The 18,055-nt window shown below is 43.4% G+C and carries 12 protein-coding genes and 1 pseudogene; 11 read left to right on the top strand and 2 right to left on the bottom strand.

Features of this window, described 5'->3' with window-relative positions:
• Window positions 1-155: 155 nt before the first annotated feature.
• The 10 genes from V7L07_RS25255 to V7L07_RS25210 all read left to right on the top strand — a co-directional run bounded on the left by V7L07_RS25255 (window position 156) and on the right by V7L07_RS25210 (window position 14,023).
• The gene (locus V7L07_RS25255) at window positions 156-293 is read left to right on the top strand and encodes a hypothetical protein (RefSeq protein WP_335061557.1); all 138 of its coding nucleotides are present in this window, start codon (window positions 156-158) and stop codon (window positions 291-293) included.
• A gap of 115 nt (window positions 294-408) precedes the next feature.
• Window positions 409-3,045: an EAL domain-containing protein gene (locus tag V7L07_RS25250; RefSeq protein ID WP_335061556.1), complete on the top strand. Its 2,637-nt coding sequence runs from the start codon at window positions 409-411 to the stop codon at window positions 3,043-3,045.
• 802 nt (window positions 3,046-3,847) lie between these two features.
• Window positions 3,848-5,137, top strand: a complete 1,290-nt coding sequence (locus V7L07_RS25245) for a glycosyltransferase family 4 protein (RefSeq protein ID WP_335061555.1) — start codon at window positions 3,848-3,850, stop codon at window positions 5,135-5,137.
• 453 nt (window positions 5,138-5,590) lie between these two features.
• On the top strand, window positions 5,591-5,794 hold the full coding sequence (locus tag V7L07_RS25240; RefSeq protein ID WP_335061554.1) for a hypothetical protein: 204 nt from the start codon (window positions 5,591-5,593) through the stop codon (window positions 5,792-5,794).
• Between the two features lie 271 nt (window positions 5,795-6,065).
• Window positions 6,066-6,191, top strand: coding sequence for a hypothetical protein (locus V7L07_RS25235; protein ID WP_335061553.1), 126 nt, complete (start codon window positions 6,066-6,068; stop codon window positions 6,189-6,191).
• A 369-nt stretch (window positions 6,192-6,560) separates the two neighbouring features.
• Window positions 6,561-8,147 carry an efflux RND transporter periplasmic adaptor subunit gene (locus V7L07_RS25230; RefSeq protein ID WP_335061552.1) on the top strand — a complete coding sequence of 529 codons (1,587 nt, stop codon included), beginning with the start codon at window positions 6,561-6,563 and terminating at the stop codon, window positions 8,145-8,147.
• A gap of 164 nt (window positions 8,148-8,311) precedes the next feature.
• Complete coding sequence (locus V7L07_RS25225) at window positions 8,312-11,503, top strand: efflux RND transporter permease subunit (RefSeq protein WP_335061551.1); 3,192 nt, start codon at window positions 8,312-8,314, stop codon at window positions 11,501-11,503.
• Between the two features lie 93 nt (window positions 11,504-11,596).
• Window positions 11,597-12,046, top strand: coding sequence for an RpiB/LacA/LacB family sugar-phosphate isomerase (locus V7L07_RS25220; RefSeq protein WP_334696807.1), 450 nt, complete (start codon window positions 11,597-11,599; stop codon window positions 12,044-12,046).
• A 71-nt stretch (window positions 12,047-12,117) separates the two neighbouring features.
• Window positions 12,118-13,500, top strand: coding sequence for a carotenoid oxygenase family protein (locus tag V7L07_RS25215; protein WP_335061550.1), 1,383 nt, complete (start codon window positions 12,118-12,120; stop codon window positions 13,498-13,500).
• A gap of 253 nt (window positions 13,501-13,753) precedes the next feature.
• The gene (locus V7L07_RS25210) at window positions 13,754-14,023 is read left to right on the top strand and encodes a hypothetical protein (protein ID WP_335061549.1); all 270 of its coding nucleotides are present in this window, start codon (window positions 13,754-13,756) and stop codon (window positions 14,021-14,023) included.
• A 165-nt stretch (window positions 14,024-14,188) separates the two neighbouring features.
• On the opposite strand, the pseudogene V7L07_RS25205 reads toward V7L07_RS25210, so the two are convergent.
• Window positions 14,189-14,462: pseudogene (locus V7L07_RS25205) on the bottom strand (hypothetical protein).
• Between V7L07_RS25205 and V7L07_RS25200 the strand changes: the two are divergent.
• A complete protein-coding gene (locus V7L07_RS25200) occupies window positions 14,457-14,720 on the top strand; it encodes a hypothetical protein (protein WP_335061548.1) in 264 nt (87 codons plus the stop codon). The pseudogene V7L07_RS25205 and the gene V7L07_RS25200 sit on opposite strands and share 6 nt — an antisense overlap.
• Window positions 14,721-14,983: 263 nt before the next feature.
• Here the strand turns inward: V7L07_RS25200 and V7L07_RS25195 are convergent, their stop codons facing one another.
• Window positions 14,984-17,935, bottom strand: coding sequence for an NHLP bacteriocin export ABC transporter permease/ATPase subunit (locus V7L07_RS25195; RefSeq protein WP_335061547.1), 2,952 nt, complete (start codon window positions 17,933-17,935; stop codon window positions 14,984-14,986).
• Window positions 17,936-18,055 lie beyond the last annotated feature (120 nt).

The raw sequence follows: 18,055 nt of genomic DNA, 5'->3' as shown, positions 1-18,055 counted from the left end.
TAAGACCCTTGGTTTTGAAATCTCCTGAGCTAGCTTTCTTCTTTACCAGAGGCTAGACCAACAATTTTGAATGCGTGAATTTTGAATTATTAATCTGGGTATCCTAAGAAAGACAAGGTTGAATGATATAGACGAAGGGACTAAGTTTATAACTTATGTATGAGTGGAGAAATCAGCTAGAACTTCTACCGCAAAAACTGATTGAACAATTAGCCATCTTATTCCAGAAGGTTAATTATGAAGGTAAAGGCTGGTTTGCACCCTCATACCAATTTTGGGATAGCAGATGGTGAGAACTTTTATTGAGAAAATTTTCCTACAAGTGTAGCCTGAAAGCCTTAACTTCGGGAAGTAGTATTTTTCAGCCTAAGACATAGAAATAAAGGTATGAGGATTTGAGGAACAGCCATGCTAGAAAATGAGCGGGAAAAAATACGCCATCTGTTGGTTATTCAAGACCTGCAAGGACGGCGAAATATACCCTTGCGAGAAAATACTTATTCGCTGGGGCGGCATCCCGCAAACACTATTGTCTTGGCTTCCCGATCAGTATCAATGCAACATGCAATTTTATTGCGAGTAACTGTTCCTGAAACTGACCAATATGGCTTCCAAATAATTGATGGCAACTACAAGGGTAAAGGCAGTACTAATGGCTTATTTGTAAATGGTACTAAATGCTATTCTCATAATCTCAGACATGGAGATATTATTGCCTTTGGCAGCAATCAAGCTCAAGCTAAATATTACGCTATTTCCAACATTTCCGAAAAAGTATTTTCTGAATCTTTTGACGTTGAAGACTTATCTGGTTTCCTCTCCGCGCAAGCTAATCCTGCTAATCCTTTTCAAACTTTAGCTGTCGATCCCAGCTTTGAAGCAGCTAGTGAATCTGCCTTAGCTCGCCTAGCATCCTTCCCTGAACTTATTCCCAATCCGATTATTGAGATGGATTTTGAGGGAACAGTTACTTATCTGAATCCAGCCGCAGCTCTCAAGTTTCCTAAACTTCGGGAAATTGGGATAGAACATCCGATTTTAACAGGACTCCTCAATGGAGTTAACAATCTAGAAAAAAATTCTTTTGTCCGGGAGGTGGAAGTAGGCGCAGAAGTTTTTGAACAATCCGTACTCTACCTGCCTGAAAGCGATTTAATTAGAACTTTTATTGTTAGGGATATTACAGAGCAAAAGCAAGTTACAGCCGAACTACATCAGCGCGATCGCTTGCTACAGGCGGTTGCAGAAGCGGCTAATTATTTGCTAAGAGAAATGAATTACGAAACTGGTATTACTCGAGCTCTAGCTGTACTGGGTGAAGCTGCCCAGGCAGATCGTGCCTATCTGTTTCAGAACCATCCCCATCCTGCTACAGGGGAAATAGCCGTCAGCTTACGGTTTGAATGGACGCACTCTTTTATTGAATCTACCCAACACCATTGGCAGAATCAGCCTTATCAAGCTTCTGGATTAGCCCGTTGGTATACAGTTCTCTCTAGCGGCCAGTCGATTAGCGGACTCACCCAAAAATTTCCTGTCGCCGAGCAAGAATTCCTAATTCGAGATGGCATTAAATCCCTTCTCTTAGTGCCTCTCCGCTTAGACAATGAGTTCTGGGGCTATCTTGGCTTGGCAGACTGCAACTTTGAGCGTCATTGGTCTAGGCATGAAGAATCTACCCTTTTGACCATGGCCGCCAGTATCATTAGTACACGGCAGCGCCAGCAAGTAGAAGAAAAAATTCGCTATCAAGCCCTCCATGACGTGCTGACAGGGTTGCCCAATCGCCTACTATTTAACGAACTGCTCAATAAAACTCTGCCCAACGCTACCCGCAATGGCGAAAGTTTAGCTGTGATCTTTCTCGACCTGGATCGCTTCAAGGTGATTAATGATACTTTGGGACACACTCTGGGAGACCAATTGCTACAAAGCGTCTCTCAAAGATTAAAAGACTCACTCAGAGGCGGAGACACTGTAGCCCGTTGGGGAGGTGATGAGTTCACTATTTTACTCCCGCGAGTTAATGATATTGAAGAGGTAACTTTGGTGGCTTGCAGAATATTACAAGCTTTAGAGGATGCTTTTCATCTCCAAGGGCATGAACTTTATGTAACTGCCAGCCTTGGTATTGCGTTACTTGATAACAATAGCCCTGACAGCGAAACATTAATCCAGCACGCAGATGCCGCTTTGTACTACGCCAAAGACAAAGGGCGGAATAACTACCAATTCTACAGTGTTTCCCTGAGTGCTAAAAATCCCGAACTTCTGACTTTAGAAAAGAGCTTGCGCTATGCCCTAGAACGCAATGAATTTACGCTGTACTATCAGCCTCGCGTGAACATTTCCACAGGAGAGATTACTGGTATGGAAGCTCTATTGCGTTGGCAGCATCCAGAGATGGGATTGGTCGCGCCCAGTGTCTTTATTCCCTTAGTCGAAGAAAGTGGATTAATTGTCCCCATTGGCGAATGGGTGCTACGGACAGCCTGTAGCCAAAATAAAGCATGGCAAGATGCAGGATTACCACCAATGACGATCGCTGTTAATCTTTCTCTGAAGCAGTTCCGTCAACCTAAATTGGTGGAGACTATAGCCGAAATCTTAGCAGAAACGGGTCTGGAGCCGCGCTTTTTAGAATTAGAAATTACCGAAACCACAGCTATTGAGGATTTGGACTTTACCAGAACGGTGTTAGAGAATGTCGAGAAGATGGGTATCTACATCTCCATTGATGACTTTGGTACAGGTCATTCCTCGCTTTCCCGCCTACAACTTTTGCCACTGCACAATCTGAAAATAGATAAGTCTTTTATTCAAGATTTGACGCGCGATGTTAAAGTAGCTCATATCATCAAAGCCATAGTTGGCTTAGGACAAAGCTTAGGATTGAAGTTGACAGCCGAAGGGGTAGAGAATGAAGAAGAATTGGAGTTTTTGAAATCTATCAACTGTGAAGATGTACAAGGCTTTTTATTCTACCGGCCGCTTTCTGCTCAAAAGGCAACAGAAATCCTCGAAAGCAAACGACCAAAGCTTTAATGAAGAGTGCTGAGTTCCGTTAGCGGATAGCTAAGGTTTAGCCCGTGCCTCGGCAAAGAGCGTGAAAGACCGCCCACAAAGAAGCCACTGCGGTGGACGGGTTTCCCGGCATAAAGCAAGTGGCATCGGGGTATCAACCTTCTCCCACATTAAAAGATTCCGCTTGACTTTGGGCGGGGCTTTTACCATAGTGCGAAAGTACTGAGTACGATCGTTTATTACTCAGCACTCAGAACTGAGTGTGATAAACACAATACTTATGACTTGGTTAAAAACACTTCCTGTGCCAGTTTAAAAGGCGGAATGAGGGTTATATGCACAACTGTGAATATAATGCTACAATCCCCCAAGTGTAAGTTTAGACATTAGTTCAGAAACAACTAGATCAACTATTGTCATAATCACCAAAAATTGTTAAAGCCTATGTCTATAGGAACCTAACCTGCTTACACAAAATGATGTTTTAATTTTTAATTTGATTATTCAGTACCAAAACTTTCTTTTAAAAACCACTAATAAAATTCATAAACAATGTTTAAATAAATCAGTATGAATGATTAAAGGTCTGTAGTAATCGGCTCTAGCTTTTAAAATAGGATTGGAGCCGCTTACTATAATCCAATTTAATTAAGTTTGCATTGCAAAATACATAGTTTGACTTAATTTTTACCATTTACTTAACGCAATTTCAATCAAGCAATCTTACAACTTAAAATAAGTAATAAAAGTAGCAGCCTGTACTGGCTATGAAGGAATAAATCCGATCATTTTAGACTGTCTTCACGCAATTCAAAAATAGCTCATGCACATTCTGATTTATTCCTACAACTATCATCCAGAGCCGATTGGAATTGCCCCGTTAATGACTGAATTGGCAGAAGGATTAGTCAAGCGAGGTCATGAAGTGCGAGTGATTACGGGAATGCCCAACTATCCTCAGCGCGAAATTTATGATGGGTATCGGGATAAGTGGTACCTTACGGAACAAAAAAATGGTGTCACTATTGAGCGAAGTTACCTCCGAATTAAATCCAAACCTAACCTCGTAGATCGGCTGTTACTAGAGTTGAGTTTTGTTTTCACCAGCTTACCCCAAGCCTTTAAAGGTGGACGCCCCGATGTGATTCTCTTAACAATTCCACCTCTATTAGGTACGTTGCCAGCAACAATGTTTGGCTGGTTATACAACTGCCCAGTAGTTCTGAATGTGCAAGACATTCTACCAGAAGCCGCTGTACGTATTGGGCTATTGAAAAATAAGTGGATGATCCAAATTCTTACAGCCCTAGAGAAATTCGCATATCAGACTGCACATACTATTAGTGTCATTGCCGACGGGTTTGGCGATAACTTAGTGAATAAGGGAGTACCTGTTAATAAAATTGTTTGTATTCCCAATTGGGTGAATTTAAATTTCATCCGGCCTTTACCCAAAGCGAACAACTCTTGGATATCTAACCATCAACTGGATGATAAATTTGTAGTCCTTTATTCGGGCAATATTGCTCTAACACAAGGTCTTGAAACAGTAATAGAAGCAGCTGTTTGCTTGCGTCATATTAAGGATATTGTCTTTGTAATCGTTGGCGAATCAAGAGCATTACAAAGGTTGCAGGAATATTGTCTATTAAATGGAGCAGATAATGTTTTGCTGCTACCTTTGCAGCCACGAGAAAAACTACCCGAAATGCTAGCGGCATCTGATGTAGGATTAATTGTGCAAAAGTGCAATGTGATTTCGTTCAATATGCCTTCAAAAATACCATTGCTATTGGCGAGTGGTCGCCCGATTGTGGGTTCAGTTCCCGCCACTGGTACTGCTGCTAGAGCGCTCGAACTCAGTGGTGGTGGGATAATTGTTGAGCCAGAATCACCCCATGCAATGGCAGCTGCGGTGCATGATTTATATACTAATCCGGCTCTAGGTGCAAGGCTAGGCAACAAAGGGAGACAGTTTGCCGAAGAAAACTATTCCTTGGAACAAGCACTCGATCGGTATGAGTTGCTTCTTTCTCACATTGTTACTAACCGCAAATCAACTATGGGGATCTTTCCGAAATTGGATTCCAATAAATCAGTTGTGGATGGTTAAAGGGGACTGGGGATTGGGGATTGGGCGAAACAATTCCGTTAGCAGTCGCGGGGCATTGAGCCAGTTCCGAGTGCAGATTTAAGAAGTGAGATTCTTAACTCTGCACTGGGCACTCAGCACTCCTGAAGGGGATTGTCTACACAGCCGATACCCTAATTTGGATAAATTAAATCACCCATTCGGGTGAGTTGCGAATCAACCGATTGGGTGAACTAACTGTAGGAAGTTAAGATTGCTCAAAAATAGGACTCTAGAGAACACTAATTGATTGCACGTCGTTCTTGGTGAGGATAACTTGATGAATAAAGCTGAATTAATCAGTGTAGGCATAGCCCACCTAACCCCTACGGGGAAGCAAGCTATGGGGAGTATCTCATAAAGAAGGCATCGCTCCATACTTTTTTCTTCCTTAAGATCAGTATTCACTACGACTTAAGAACGATAAACTCATCTGTGACTTATATACTATCTCGTGTACTATGTGGTTATAATGCAAGCAAGCGCTTGCAAACACTCAGAGAAAACTTAACATCAAGGATGGCAAAAATTCCTGCAACCTTGATTAAGACTACAACTGAGGTGTCTGCAACGGTAGGTTTAATCGAAGCTAAAACGCAAGAAATTGCTTGTGTTGCTATGTTCACTAAAGTCGCTTGATTTCGTCATTTCCAGAGCAAAGAGCAACCACTAACTTGTGATTACCTAAGCGATCGCTTGACAGTCTCAAGCTGTAGCCTATTACGATCAGTAGACTCAAAACCTGTACATTGACTTCAAGAATTATCCAAGGCTTTGCAACCAAGATGATGGAGGAGCATGAAAACCTGATTTGGACATTTATGGCAGAAGCGAAGCGACATCGCCAGTCGACTTTCTGAATCTTATACGAAACTGAAAAATCACTGCGCGCACAGATGATTGTGTACTTGTGAAAAGTCAAGAGCCGGACACAGCATCTTCAGATATAGATATGAAAGCATCTGTAGATAGTTCCGCGAGTATGTTGCTTCACGGTATCCTGCGTTTTAGCGATATATCTACCACACTAGACTAAGGTTATAAATACTATATGTAAACTTTTGTGAATCTATTTGTGCGTGGTATTAGCACTTCACCATTAAAGGAGACAGGGGTTTTATTTGGTTGCCTGCAACAAAGACAAGGCACTGAGTTTTTACTAGTGAAAAAAGTTTTATAAATTACAATTCAAAAAATGATTGGAGTTAAGTAATGTACAAAATGACCATAATATGCTAGATGATATTGGTTCGTTTTAGGTGCTAGACATCGTGAGCGATCGCCCAAATACCCAAAAATTTTGTTACCAACATCGAGAAAAAGGGCTAAAAAACTATTCAAAATAATGCTTTTTTAGCGAAAAGTAGATTGCCCAAGTCTAAATCCACAAGACGAGTAAACGAAGATGTCCAATCCTCAGTTCCCTGACTCTCCCCTTCCCATTGAAGTAGAACAGCCTGCTGTTAACGATCCTAATCAAGAATCGCAACCATTGCCACAGCGATCGCCAAAGCCACCTCAAAAAAGGCGTTGGCCCCTGATATTGGGAATTATCCTGTTAGTTGCAGGTGTTGGTTTTGGTTGGCGCTGGTGGCAAACTAGTAACGCTAAGAATACACCTGCGGCTGGAGCCGGTGCTGTTCAACCAGCAATCCCTGTCAAGTTAGCAACTGTAGAAACTGAAACTGTGCAGGAAAGTTCGGAGTTTATTGGCTCCTTAGAAGCACCACTATCTGTACCAATTAAGCCACAGGTTGAAGGACGAATTACCCAGATTTACATCAATGAGGGCAACCGTGTTCAACAAGGGCAAGTCATTATTAGCCTGCAAAGTGATGATGCCGAAGCCCAGCTACGCCAAAGACAAGCAGCACTAGAACAAGCACAGGCAAATCTTGCTGAACTCAAAGCAGGGACTCGAAGAGAAGTAGTTTTCCAAGCCAAAGCCCAGCTAGATCAAGCTGAAGCAAAATATCAAGATGCCGTATCTGGATCGCTACCACAGCAAATTCAGCAGGCTGAAGCTCAAGTTAATTCCGCCAAATCAGATTTAGTATTAGCACAAGCACGAGCAACGCGATACGCACAATTAACAAAAGAAGGGGCAACTTCTCAAGATAGCCTAGATGAATACCTTAAAAACAAAGCTAGTGCAGAAGCGGCGCTGGTTGCAGCCCAGAAAAACTTAGAACAACTCCGCAAAAGCAGAACTGCTAATATCCAACAGTTGGGTGCTGCCTTAGAACAACAGAGACAATTCTATCGGCAGCAGGTGAACGGCAACCGCCCAGAAGATATTGCCCAAGGGCGATCGCAAGTCAGCCAAGCAGCAGCTCAAGTCCAGTCGGCTCAAGTCCAACTGCAATACACAAAAGTCCTAGCTCCTTTCACAGGTATTGTTGGTAATATCCCAGTCAAGGTAGGGCAGTATGTGGGACAAGGGGATCAGCTGACCACATTGACCAAAAACGACTCTTTAAACCTGAATATATCCATTCCCCTAGATCAAGCCAGAAAGTTGCGCTTGGGCTTACCCGTGCAAATGCTGGATGCCCAAGGTAAACCGATATCAACCGGTAAGATCAGTTTTATCTCCCCAAATGCCAGTTCAGATTCGCAGACAGTTTTGGTGAAAGCTAACTTTGGCAATTTGAGAAATCGACTGCTGAATCTTCAGTCAGTGCAAACTAAAGTGATCTGGGATGAACGTCCGGGAATATTAATTCCAGTTACAGCAGTATCTCGGTTGGGTGGGGAGACTTTTGTGTTTGTGGCTCAAGCACCACAGGAAAAGCCTCAATCTGGAGCGCCAGCAGCATCTTTAGTAGCTCAACAAAAATCTGTGAAATTGGGAGTTATTGAGGGAAATAATTATCAAGTTCTTGACGGACTAAAAGCTGGGGACAAAATTGTTGTTTCCGGTATTCTCAACATAACCAATGGCGCTCCCATCAAGCCTGCACCAGAAGAAGCGGGTAGTCAGAAGCCTTAGCTTAAGAGGGGAGATGAGGGAGTTATGCGCGGGGGCAAGGGAGCAGGGAAGTAGGGGGAAAGGGAGAAGAGTTTTCCCCTCAGCAAGAGCAGCACCCCGCCCCTCTGCCTCTTTTCAATGCCCCATTCTCAATACCAAATACCCAAAGCCCAATTTTGTAACCTATGTTTGTTGACTTCTTTATTAAGCGGCCAATCTTTGCATCGGTCTGCGCGATCGCTATTCTTCTAATAGGACTAATCAGTATTCCCACATTACCGATCGCAAGATTCCCAGAAATTAGTCCTACTCAAATCAGTGTGAGAGCTAACTACAGCGGAGCTAGTGCCGAAGTTGTAGAAAGCGGGGTGACGAATATCTTAGAGAGGCAAATCAACGGCGTTGAAGGACTAAGATATCTCACTTCCAGCAGCAGTAACGATGGTACTAGTACGATTACAGCTACCTTTGATTCAACACGGGATAAAGATATTGCCGCTGTGGATGTGCAAAATCGTGTTTCCGTTGCCCAACCGCAACTACCAGATTCCGTGCAACGTACAGGAGTGCAGGTATCAAAGGAGTCTAGCAATATTCTCTTAGCAATTGGCTTATACTCTGAAAATCAAGAGTATGACAATATATTTTTAAGTAATTATGCTGACCTTTACTTAGCAGATGCCTTAAAAAGAGTCAAAGGCGTGAGTAACGCTCAAGTTTTTGGCGAACGCCGCTACGCAATGCGCCTGTGGTTAGATCCGAGTCGCCTGGCCAGTCGGGGACTAACGACTGAAGATGTTGCCAATGCTCTTTCAGAACAAAACTTGCAAGTTGGTGCAGGAAGAATTGGCCAAGAACCGGCTCCGAAAGGACAAAGGTATCAACTTGATGTGCGTGCTGTCAGCCGATTAACAGAACCATCAGAATTTGAAGAAATTGTCCTGAAAACTGGAGATGATGGCACACTAGTCAAACTCAAAGATGTCGGGAGAGCAGAACTGGGAGCAGAAAACTACAGTTCATTTCTACGATTTCGTGGCAATGATGCTGTCGGGTTAGGGATTTATCAGGTTCCTGGTAGTAATGCTTTGGATGTAGCTAGGGGAGTCAAAGCTGAACTGGCACTATTAGCTCCGAATTTTCCGCCAGGGCTGAAATATCAGGTAGCTTTTGACACAACAATGTTTGTAGAAGAGTCCTTGGCAGAAGTGATCAAGACTCTGATTGAAGCGGTGGTGCTGGTTGTAATTGTAATTTTTGTGTTTTTGCAGGACTGGCGAACCACTTTAATTCCGGCACTTACCATTCCGCTTTCCTTAATTGGGACGTTTGCCTTCGTCAAAGTTTTTAACTTTTCGATCAATAGTTTGACTTTATTTGGTCTGACTTTAGCATCGGGGATGGTGGTAGATGATGCGATCGTGGTGGTGGAGCAAATTAGCCGCTTTATTCAGGATAAAGGAATTAGCCCTCGCCGAGCCGCGAGTGAATCAATGGCGGAACTGTTCGGCGCAGTTATTGCCACTTCACTAGTGTTGATGGCGGTGTTTGTGCCAGTGGCATTTTTTCCAGGAACCACAGGCGCACTTTATCGGCAATTTGCGCTGACGATCGCTTTCTCCATTGCGATTTCGACATTTCTGGCTTTGACTTTAACACCTTCTTTGTGTGCGCTGCTGCTGCGTCCAGGACAAAGACCTCCAAGGTGGATTAGCTGGTTTTTTGACCTGATTAATCGGTTTTTGGAATGGGTAAGGTCAAGTTACGAGCGATCGCTAACCTTTCTCACACACATTAAAGGTATCGTCATTGGATTGTTTATCGTCTCCTTGGGAATGACCGCTTGGCTGTACACCACAGTACCGACAGCCTTTCTCCCAGACGAAGACGAAGGCTACTTCCTCACAATTATCCAAGGGCCGCAAGGGGTTTCGCTGCAATATACCAGCGATGTGATTGCACAGGTAGAAAAAGAAATTTTGCAAATTCCAGAAGTACTGGGGACTTTTGCGATCGGTGGATTTGGTTTTAGTGGTAGCACCGCCAATAGCGGCATCATCTTTACAACTTTAAAATCTTGGGACGAGCGCTCAAGACCCGATCAATCAGTACAGGCAATTATCGGCAAATTGCAGGGTAAGTTGTTGTCCATTCCAGAAGCTAGGGTATTTCCTGTGAATCCGCCACCAATTCAGGGTTTAGGAAACTTTGGCGGCTTCGTGTTTCAACTACAAGACCGCAGAGGTAACAGTGGCTTAGAAAATCTGGTGCAGTCAATGGGTAAGTTGCTAGGTAAAGCTAATCAAACACCAGGATTACAAGCTGTATTTAGTACTTTTGCCGCAGATACACCACAATTGCTTGTGGAAGTAGACCGTAATAAAGCCAAATCATTGCAAGTTTCTATAGATGATGTCTTTAGTACATTACAAACTGCTTTAGGGTCACAATATGTGAATGATTTCAATCTCCAGCAGCGCAATTATCGCGTGTATATCCAAGCAGATCACCAGTTTCGATCTAACCCCAAGGATATTGGTAAACTGTACGTTCGTTCCCAACAGAATCAGATGATTCCCTTGAGTAACTTAGTCAAAGTTACATCAACTGTGGGAGCGCAAACGATAAATCACTACAATCTTTTCCGCTCAATTGAAATCAATGGTGCTGCTGCTCCCGGCTCTAGTTCTGGAGACGCGATTAAGGCAATGGAAAAAGTTGCTAAAGAAGTTTTACCAGCAGGTTATGGTTACGAATGGTCAGGAACGGCATTAGAAGAAATAGACTCAGCTGGTTTAGCACCTTTGATATTTGGATTAGGATTAGTCTTTGTATTTTTGGTACTAGCTGCTCAATACGAGAACTACGTCGATCCCTTTATCATTCTGTTATCAGTTCCCTTAGCGATTTTTGGAGCGCTTGTAGCTCAATCTCTACGGGGTTTTGCTAATGATGTTTACTGTCAAATTGGATTAGTAATGTTGATTGGTTTAGCTAGTAAGAACGCTATTTTGATTGTGGAATTTGCTAACCAATTACGAGAGCGAGGACTTTCTCTTACTAAGGCAGTAATTGAGGCTTCACAAGAGCGGTTACGCCCAATTTTGATGACTGCCTTTTCTACACTATTGGGAATTTTTCCGTTGGCTACAGCCACAGGTGCAGGTGCAGGTAGTCGCCAATCTTTGGGAACGGCAGTGTTTGGAGGAATGTTAATCGCGACTTTCTTGAGTTTGTTTGTAGTGCCGATTTTGTATATTGTGATTAAGACGACAATAGAGAGATTTATCAAACCAAATCGGGATCAAGAACTACAAGCAAAAGCAGTGTCCTTGAATGGTAACACTGCGGTATATTCAACCAAATCTGAAGATTAATTCGTAATTCGTAATTCGTAATTAATTTTTCCCTGTCTTCTATAAACATCGTAGTATGAGGAGATGGGGAAGACTAATTTCAAAGGGGAATGCATGAAAATTGCTATTGGCAGTGATGAACGCACCAACCTTACTGATAGGGTACTGGCAGAACTTAAGCAGCGTGGGCATGAAGTTATACTCTTTGGTTCCCTAGCTGAAAATGATCCTGAAATCGATTGGCCTGTTAGCTGTAGTAAAGTTGCTTCGGCGGTAGCAACCCAGAAAGCAGATGAGGGAATTGTCTTTTGTTGGACTGGTACTGGTGCATCTATAGCCGCCAACAAAGTTTCTGGGATACGTGCAGCATTGTGCCATGATGCTGAGACGGCACGCGGGGCCCGCATCTGGAATCATGCGAACGTTCTTGTATTAAGTTTACGTGCAACTACAGAAGCGATCGCTAAAGAAATATTAGATACCTGGTTTAGCACACCTTTTTCTGAAGATGAGTGGAACCTCCTGCAAATCAAACGAATTAAACAGCTAGAAGAAAAGGTTTAATTGGTAGACCGATTGCAAAAATTCCACAATCAGCATAATGGCAAACCCAAATTTACAGTTAATTCAGCACAATGGTAACAATAGCAGTCAATCCCTATCTCGATCGCAACTTCGCTCCAATCCATGAAGAAATCACCACCGACAAATTGTCAGTCATCGGTGAATTACCCCTTGAATTATCGGGGATGTTTGTACGGAATGGCCCTAACCCTCAATGGACACCCATCGGTCAATATCACTGGTTTGATGGCGATGGGATGTTGCATGGTGTGCAAATTAGCAACGGCGTAGCCACTTATCGTAACCGCTACATTCAGACAGCCGGATGGAAAAAAGAACGAGAAGCAGGTAAGGCTATTTGGAGTGGATTGTTAGAACCACCGCAAATGGATAATCCTCACGGCGCTTACAAAAATACTGCCAACACTGCCTTAGTGTGGCACGCTGGTCAGATGTTGGCGCTAAACGAAGGGGGTAAACCTCACGCCATCAAGCTTCCTGAATTAGATACCATTGGCGAGTATACCTACAATGGCAAACTGGTTTCTGCCTTCACAGCCCATCCCAAAGTAGACCCAGTGACAGGGGAAATGATCTTCTTTGGCTATTCTTTGTTTGTACCACCGTATCTGCAATATAGTGTGGTTTCAGCACAAGGCGAACTCTTGCGGACAGTGCCAATTGAGTTGCCAATAGGGGTGATGATGCACGATTTCGCCATCACTGAAAACTACACCATTTTCATGGATTTGCCCCTGACTTTTGATCTTGAAAGGGCGCAACGGGGAGAACCTGTAATGATGTTTGAGCGCGATCGCTCCAGTCGCTTCGGTATTCTACCACGTCACGGTGACAACAGTAATATCCGCTGGTTTGAGAGTCCCGCTTGCTACGTCTTCCATACCCTCAACGCCTACGAAGACGGAGACGAAGTAGTGCTGATTGCTTGTCGCATGAGTTCTACTAATGTTTTGAGTTCTGATGAGTCACAACTTGACCCAGAAGGAAATATCCCCCGTTTGTATCGCTGGCGATTCAACCTCAGCACAGGAACAGTGCGCGAAGAAATGTTGGATGATGTCGCTTCCGAATTTCCCCGCGTTAACGAAAACCGATTGGGGCGACAAACCCGATATGGCTACAGTAACAAAATGGCGAACAATCCCCTACCTTTCTTTGAAGGTATTATTAAGTACGACTTCAGCAGTGGAAAATCCCAAACCCATAACTTCGGAGAAGGACGCTACGGCGGTGAAGCTGTGTTTGCGCCGCGTCCTGGTGCAACGGCTGAAGATGATGGTTGGCTTATAACTTTCGTCCATGATGAGGGTGAAGATACTTCAGAATTAGTAGTGGTGAATGCCCAAGATATAACTGCTGAACCTGTAGCGCGGGTGATAATTCCTCAACGAGTGCCTTATGGGTTTCATGGTGCTTGGGTTGCGGGAGAATAACGTTAACGTGAGTTCGACAGACCTCTCCCTGCCTTAAACTAAAGTTCAAGTCTGTCCCTCTCCGACTCGGAGAGGGACAGGTTTTGCGTAGTAAAACCAGGGAGAGGTCAGGTCTTTTGGGTGGACATGATATGACCAGTCGAACTCACATTAACGTTAGGTAGACAATACTGTTCGGTTAAAGCAAGAAACGCCATGAATCGCCGTCTCTACAAAGGACTAATTATTGTAGAGACGGCGATTTATCGCGTCTTTGAACCTCGGCGTTGAGCCTTTGAACCTCGGCGTTGAGCCTTTGAACCTCAATGTTGTACCTTTGAACCTCAATGTTGAGCCTCTGAACCTCGGCGTTGAGCCTTTGAACCTCGGCGTTGAGCCTTTGAACCTCAATGTTGAGCCTTTGAACCTCAATGTTGTACCTTTGAACCTCAATGTTGAGCCTCTGAACCTCGGCGTTGAGCCTTTGAGCCTCAACTTAGAAATATATCTAACTATTCTTGAATTTACAGCAGTGAGTATGTAGTAAAATTTGCTCACCTCTGTAAAGTGGAATATGACTTTAGACTGTTCCGGTCAAAATCTCCAAAGACGTAACTTCAACCAATACAAACAAAAACTTATCGATTAGAGTTTTTCTAGGGAAACTAAACCATTGTTTTGAAAATCTAATTGATTACTTTGCCATAAATCATTCAGCAGTACGCTCCATCGCACCACCAAATACTTACAGCAACATCATAACCAATTCGGATGGTGAACAATCTAGCATTAGGGTTTTTCTGTTTTAACTTTAACGCTGTTTCTACACCAGTGGGATCTATCCCATATTCACCCGTTTCTGCATCAATCACAATCATCTTACCGATATTGTCACCACACTCGACATTTTGACGAATACCGTTTTCGTAAAACTGTTTAGCTCTTAGGGCTACTTCTTCTACACTCCAGAAAATTGATTGCATTACAATTACACCTACTTTTGTGAGGAAATTTCCCAATCCTCAGATTTACCAGATGAAGAGAAAGCCGAGGCGCTGTCACAGGTGCAAACTTTAGCTGAAGCGGGTAAAAATCCCCACGAATCCACCAAGCAAAAGACTGCAAAAACCGCAATCACCATGTTGAAAGGGATATTTTCTAGTTTACCTGCGATCGCCTCCCTGGTGGAAGCGGGTAATAAATTATTGCCTGCGATCGCAAAATTATTCAGTTTAGGATAATTTTGACAGTATCCTTTAGTTGTCGGATATTTTTGTTCTCAATAAATCAAAAACTTCCATCCCTTCTTGTAAGAATAATTCAATCTGTTCTGGTTCAAGACGTACATTTTCACGGTAATAAATCAAACAGTGCCTTTTTTATCCGTTCGGTTATGCTTATCTTCTTTGATTTGTCAAGTTCAAATTATACCAAATTAGATGAGCTTACCCTGTCTGATAATCTAGATAATGTCACCTTTTATTGGTTTTTCAGCAAGCCCTACTTATAGCTTTTGCCACATCATCAGTTGAGCGAATAGCCCTTGCTGATTGGCTAGTTGCTCAAAACTACCCTGCTGTACAACCTGACCATCCTGAAGCACATAGATACGGTCGGCACTGTGGATTGTACTGAGTCGGTGAGCAATGACTATACGCGTTACCTTTAGCCGATCAAGGCTTTCACTAACAATAGCCTGTGTTTTGTTATCTAAGGCACTGGTAGCTTCATCAAACAGTAAAATTCGTGGTTTCAATACCAACGCCCTAGCAATTAACAGCCTTTGCCGTTGTCCGCCAGAGATATTAGCACCTCCTTCACTGACAACAGTGTGCATACCCATTGGCATACCTTGAATATCGTCTGCTAAACCCGCCATCCGGGCGGCTTCCCATGCCTCATCAATTGTGACTAAAGCACCACTGGCAATGTTTTCAAAGATAGAAGCTGACATTAATCGGCTATTTTGCAAGACAACACCCATCTGTCGCCGCACACCATGAATATCCAGTCCTGTCAACTCCTGTCCATCATAGTAAATACTGCCAGATTCTGGAGTTTCAAATCCCAGTAATAACCGAAACAAAGTTGATTTCCCGCTCCCAGAAACCCCCACCAGAGCAATAAATTCCCCAGGTTCAGCCCGAATATTCACATCATCTAAGATTAAGGGTCTATCAGCGTGGTAACGAAAAGCCACATGGTCTACAACAACTCTGCCCGATAACCTGCCAGGATCTGCTTTACTATTATTAACTTCTGGTTCGGCTTGCAAAACTGGCTGGGCACGCTTCCATAAAGGTACGATTTTAAGAACATCCACAACGGTTGTACTCAAGCTGGTTGCACCGCTAATAAAGGTACCAAAAGCAGAGTTGAACGCCAGGAAAGTACCAATGGATAGTGCTTGAGTACCCTGTGATTGCTGGCTCTGCTGTAGTAATGTGGCAGTAAACCAGAAAAGCACGCAAGATGTGAGTATGGGCAAGACTTTATTGCAGACAGCGAGAACGTCTTCAATAGCTTGGGTACTCAACACTAATTTTATTTGCTGGCTATACTGTTTACCCCAGTAAGCAAAAGCGCGTTCTTCAGCTCCTGCAACTCGCAATTTGGCAACCCCATTGATTAACTGCACCATGACACCAAAGATTTGTCCTTGTTGCTCCAATAAGGGACGAATCTTGCGGAGGGTGAGCATACCAGAGAAAAAAGTCAGGGCAATATTTACAACAGCTGCAACAATAGCTATCAAGGTTAACGAGCCGTTGTAGTAAATTAGCAATCCCAAGTTTAAGAAGGCAAACACGCTAGAGAAAATACTTTTGAGAACTGTGCCGCTCAATTTGGAACGGATCTCGCTGATGCTAGAAACCCTGGATTCTAAGTCACCAATTGAATACTGATTGAAAAAAGATACACTTAGCTTTAACAGCCTGTCCCACACCGCAGGTTGAGTGGATGAGTCAGCAAAAGTTTCTAGTCTCATGAGGGCAAGTCCCTGAGCTAGTTGAAAAATTGTACCTCCAAAAGCTGTTGCACAAAGACCTAAACAGATTTGTAACAATAGTCCCCGGTCGGCATCTGGAACGGCGTTATCTATGAGAATAGCAGTAGCTTGGGGCGTTACCATCCCTAATAAAGAAACAGCAATTGCGCTTAACAGGATGATAACTAAATCCTTAAAATGACCCCTTAGTGCAAATAGAAGTATATCCCAGGTTTTGAGGTTTTTATCGGGCAAAGGTCGATAAAATACATAGGCAGTGGTGCAGAGCGTAGCAGCGCTTTGCTCATCTACAAAAGTGCGATTCTGCTTGAGCGGATCGAAAATCTCATAGCGGTTGCCCCTTGCACCGCTCTTAACTGGTAACAGAGCCACCGGACTCTCGTCTTCTAAAGTGTATCCCAGCATCGGCCCACAGTCGCTTTTCCACCAGTTGCCGATCAGATGCAAGCGACGTATCCGAATTCGTGAAGCACGGGCGATCGCATCTATTGGGTGTTTAAGGCGTTTGAGGTCTTCTGACTGAGCTGGAGGGCGAATTGCAATGCCTAAAGCACGTCCCACTCCTCCCGCTGCAACTAACAGAGCTTGGTCTGAGGAATTACTGCTATGTATCATCTGTAAAGAAGTGGCTGTTTCCCTCTGTTGCACCACAGATGACAGTTCCTCCAACGTTTCGTGCAGAACCTGACGCTTCAGGTGTTCTCTTTGCCGACACCTCTGGATTTCTTGCTGGATTTCTTGCTCACAGAGCAAGTTAATAATTTGCAGGAAATTCATTTGCAGTTGAGCCAGACTAACCATTAAAGTGTCTGCTTCTTGGATCTCTTCAGCACAAAAACTTTCTAATTCTAATTTGCCCTCCGCCTGCAACCACATATAAGCACTCAAAGGTAATAAACCAGACGCAGGCTTAATAACCAGTTCGGCAAATCCCATTAAATTGGCATAACCATGTTGGATTCGTACCCAAGATACGCTACCTTGTTCTGGTCGGAATATTTCGCCATTTCCTAAGGAGAAGAACTGGGTTCTCGGCTTTGAAACTTTTAAGTTGCAATCTGGTTCGCGAACAACAGCTGAACCCAGTTGATATATCCAACGCTCTAGCAAATCCACTGCATAGTCTTGTTTGTGTGCGAACATAGACTCAAAATCTTTGCGAGAGATTCTGAGCAGTTCTGTTTCCTCAAGCGACACTGCTAAAATTTGCAGCTGCTTGCTTTGAAACTCTGGTGCTATTGAAAACATCGCTTCTGCGGATTTAACATTAAATAGATAACGCCGTTTTCCTTCTGGGGTACCATTGTTAACCGCAATAGCAAATAGTGACATGGAACCTGATCGCACTACCCAAACTGTCTGCGGGTCATCTAATAGTAAAGGTTCATTACCTTTGAATCTATAGTACTCTCCTGGCAAACCCGGAATTTTGTTTTCAATAAGCATATTTATAACCTACTAAAAAGTTATGCAAAGATGTTTGTAAACAAATACAAGACTGTCTTGCACTTGTGTTGACTCTTTGATGTTGGTTGTATGCCTTATTGGAAAAACCTGGGTTGATTT

It is taken from the genome of Nostoc sp., from assembly GCF_036916985.1.
GTDB lineage: Bacteria > Cyanobacteriota > Cyanobacteriia > Cyanobacteriales > Nostocaceae > Nostoc.
This window is presented reverse-complemented; position numbering and strand designations above follow the sequence as displayed.

Coding starts and splice junctions, on each gene's coding strand:
- V7L07_RS25220 (WP_334696807.1), top strand. CDS start 11,597: ATGAAAATTGCTATTGGCAGTGATGAACGCACCAACCTTACTGATAGG.
- V7L07_RS25230 (WP_335061552.1), top strand. CDS start 6,561: ATGTCCAATCCTCAGTTCCCTGACTCTCCCCTTCCCATTGAAGTAGAA.
- V7L07_RS25225 (WP_335061551.1), top strand. CDS start 8,312: ATGTTTGTTGACTTCTTTATTAAGCGGCCAATCTTTGCATCGGTCTGC.
- V7L07_RS25250 (WP_335061556.1), top strand. CDS start 409: ATGCTAGAAAATGAGCGGGAAAAAATACGCCATCTGTTGGTTATTCAA.
- V7L07_RS25255 (WP_335061557.1), top strand. CDS start 156: ATGTATGAGTGGAGAAATCAGCTAGAACTTCTACCGCAAAAACTGATT.
- V7L07_RS25245 (WP_335061555.1), top strand. CDS start 3,848: ATGCACATTCTGATTTATTCCTACAACTATCATCCAGAGCCGATTGGA.
- V7L07_RS25215 (WP_335061550.1), top strand. CDS start 12,118: ATGGTAACAATAGCAGTCAATCCCTATCTCGATCGCAACTTCGCTCCA.
- V7L07_RS25195 (WP_335061547.1), bottom strand. CDS start 17,935: ATGCTTATTGAAAACAAAATTCCGGGTTTGCCAGGAGAGTACTATAGA.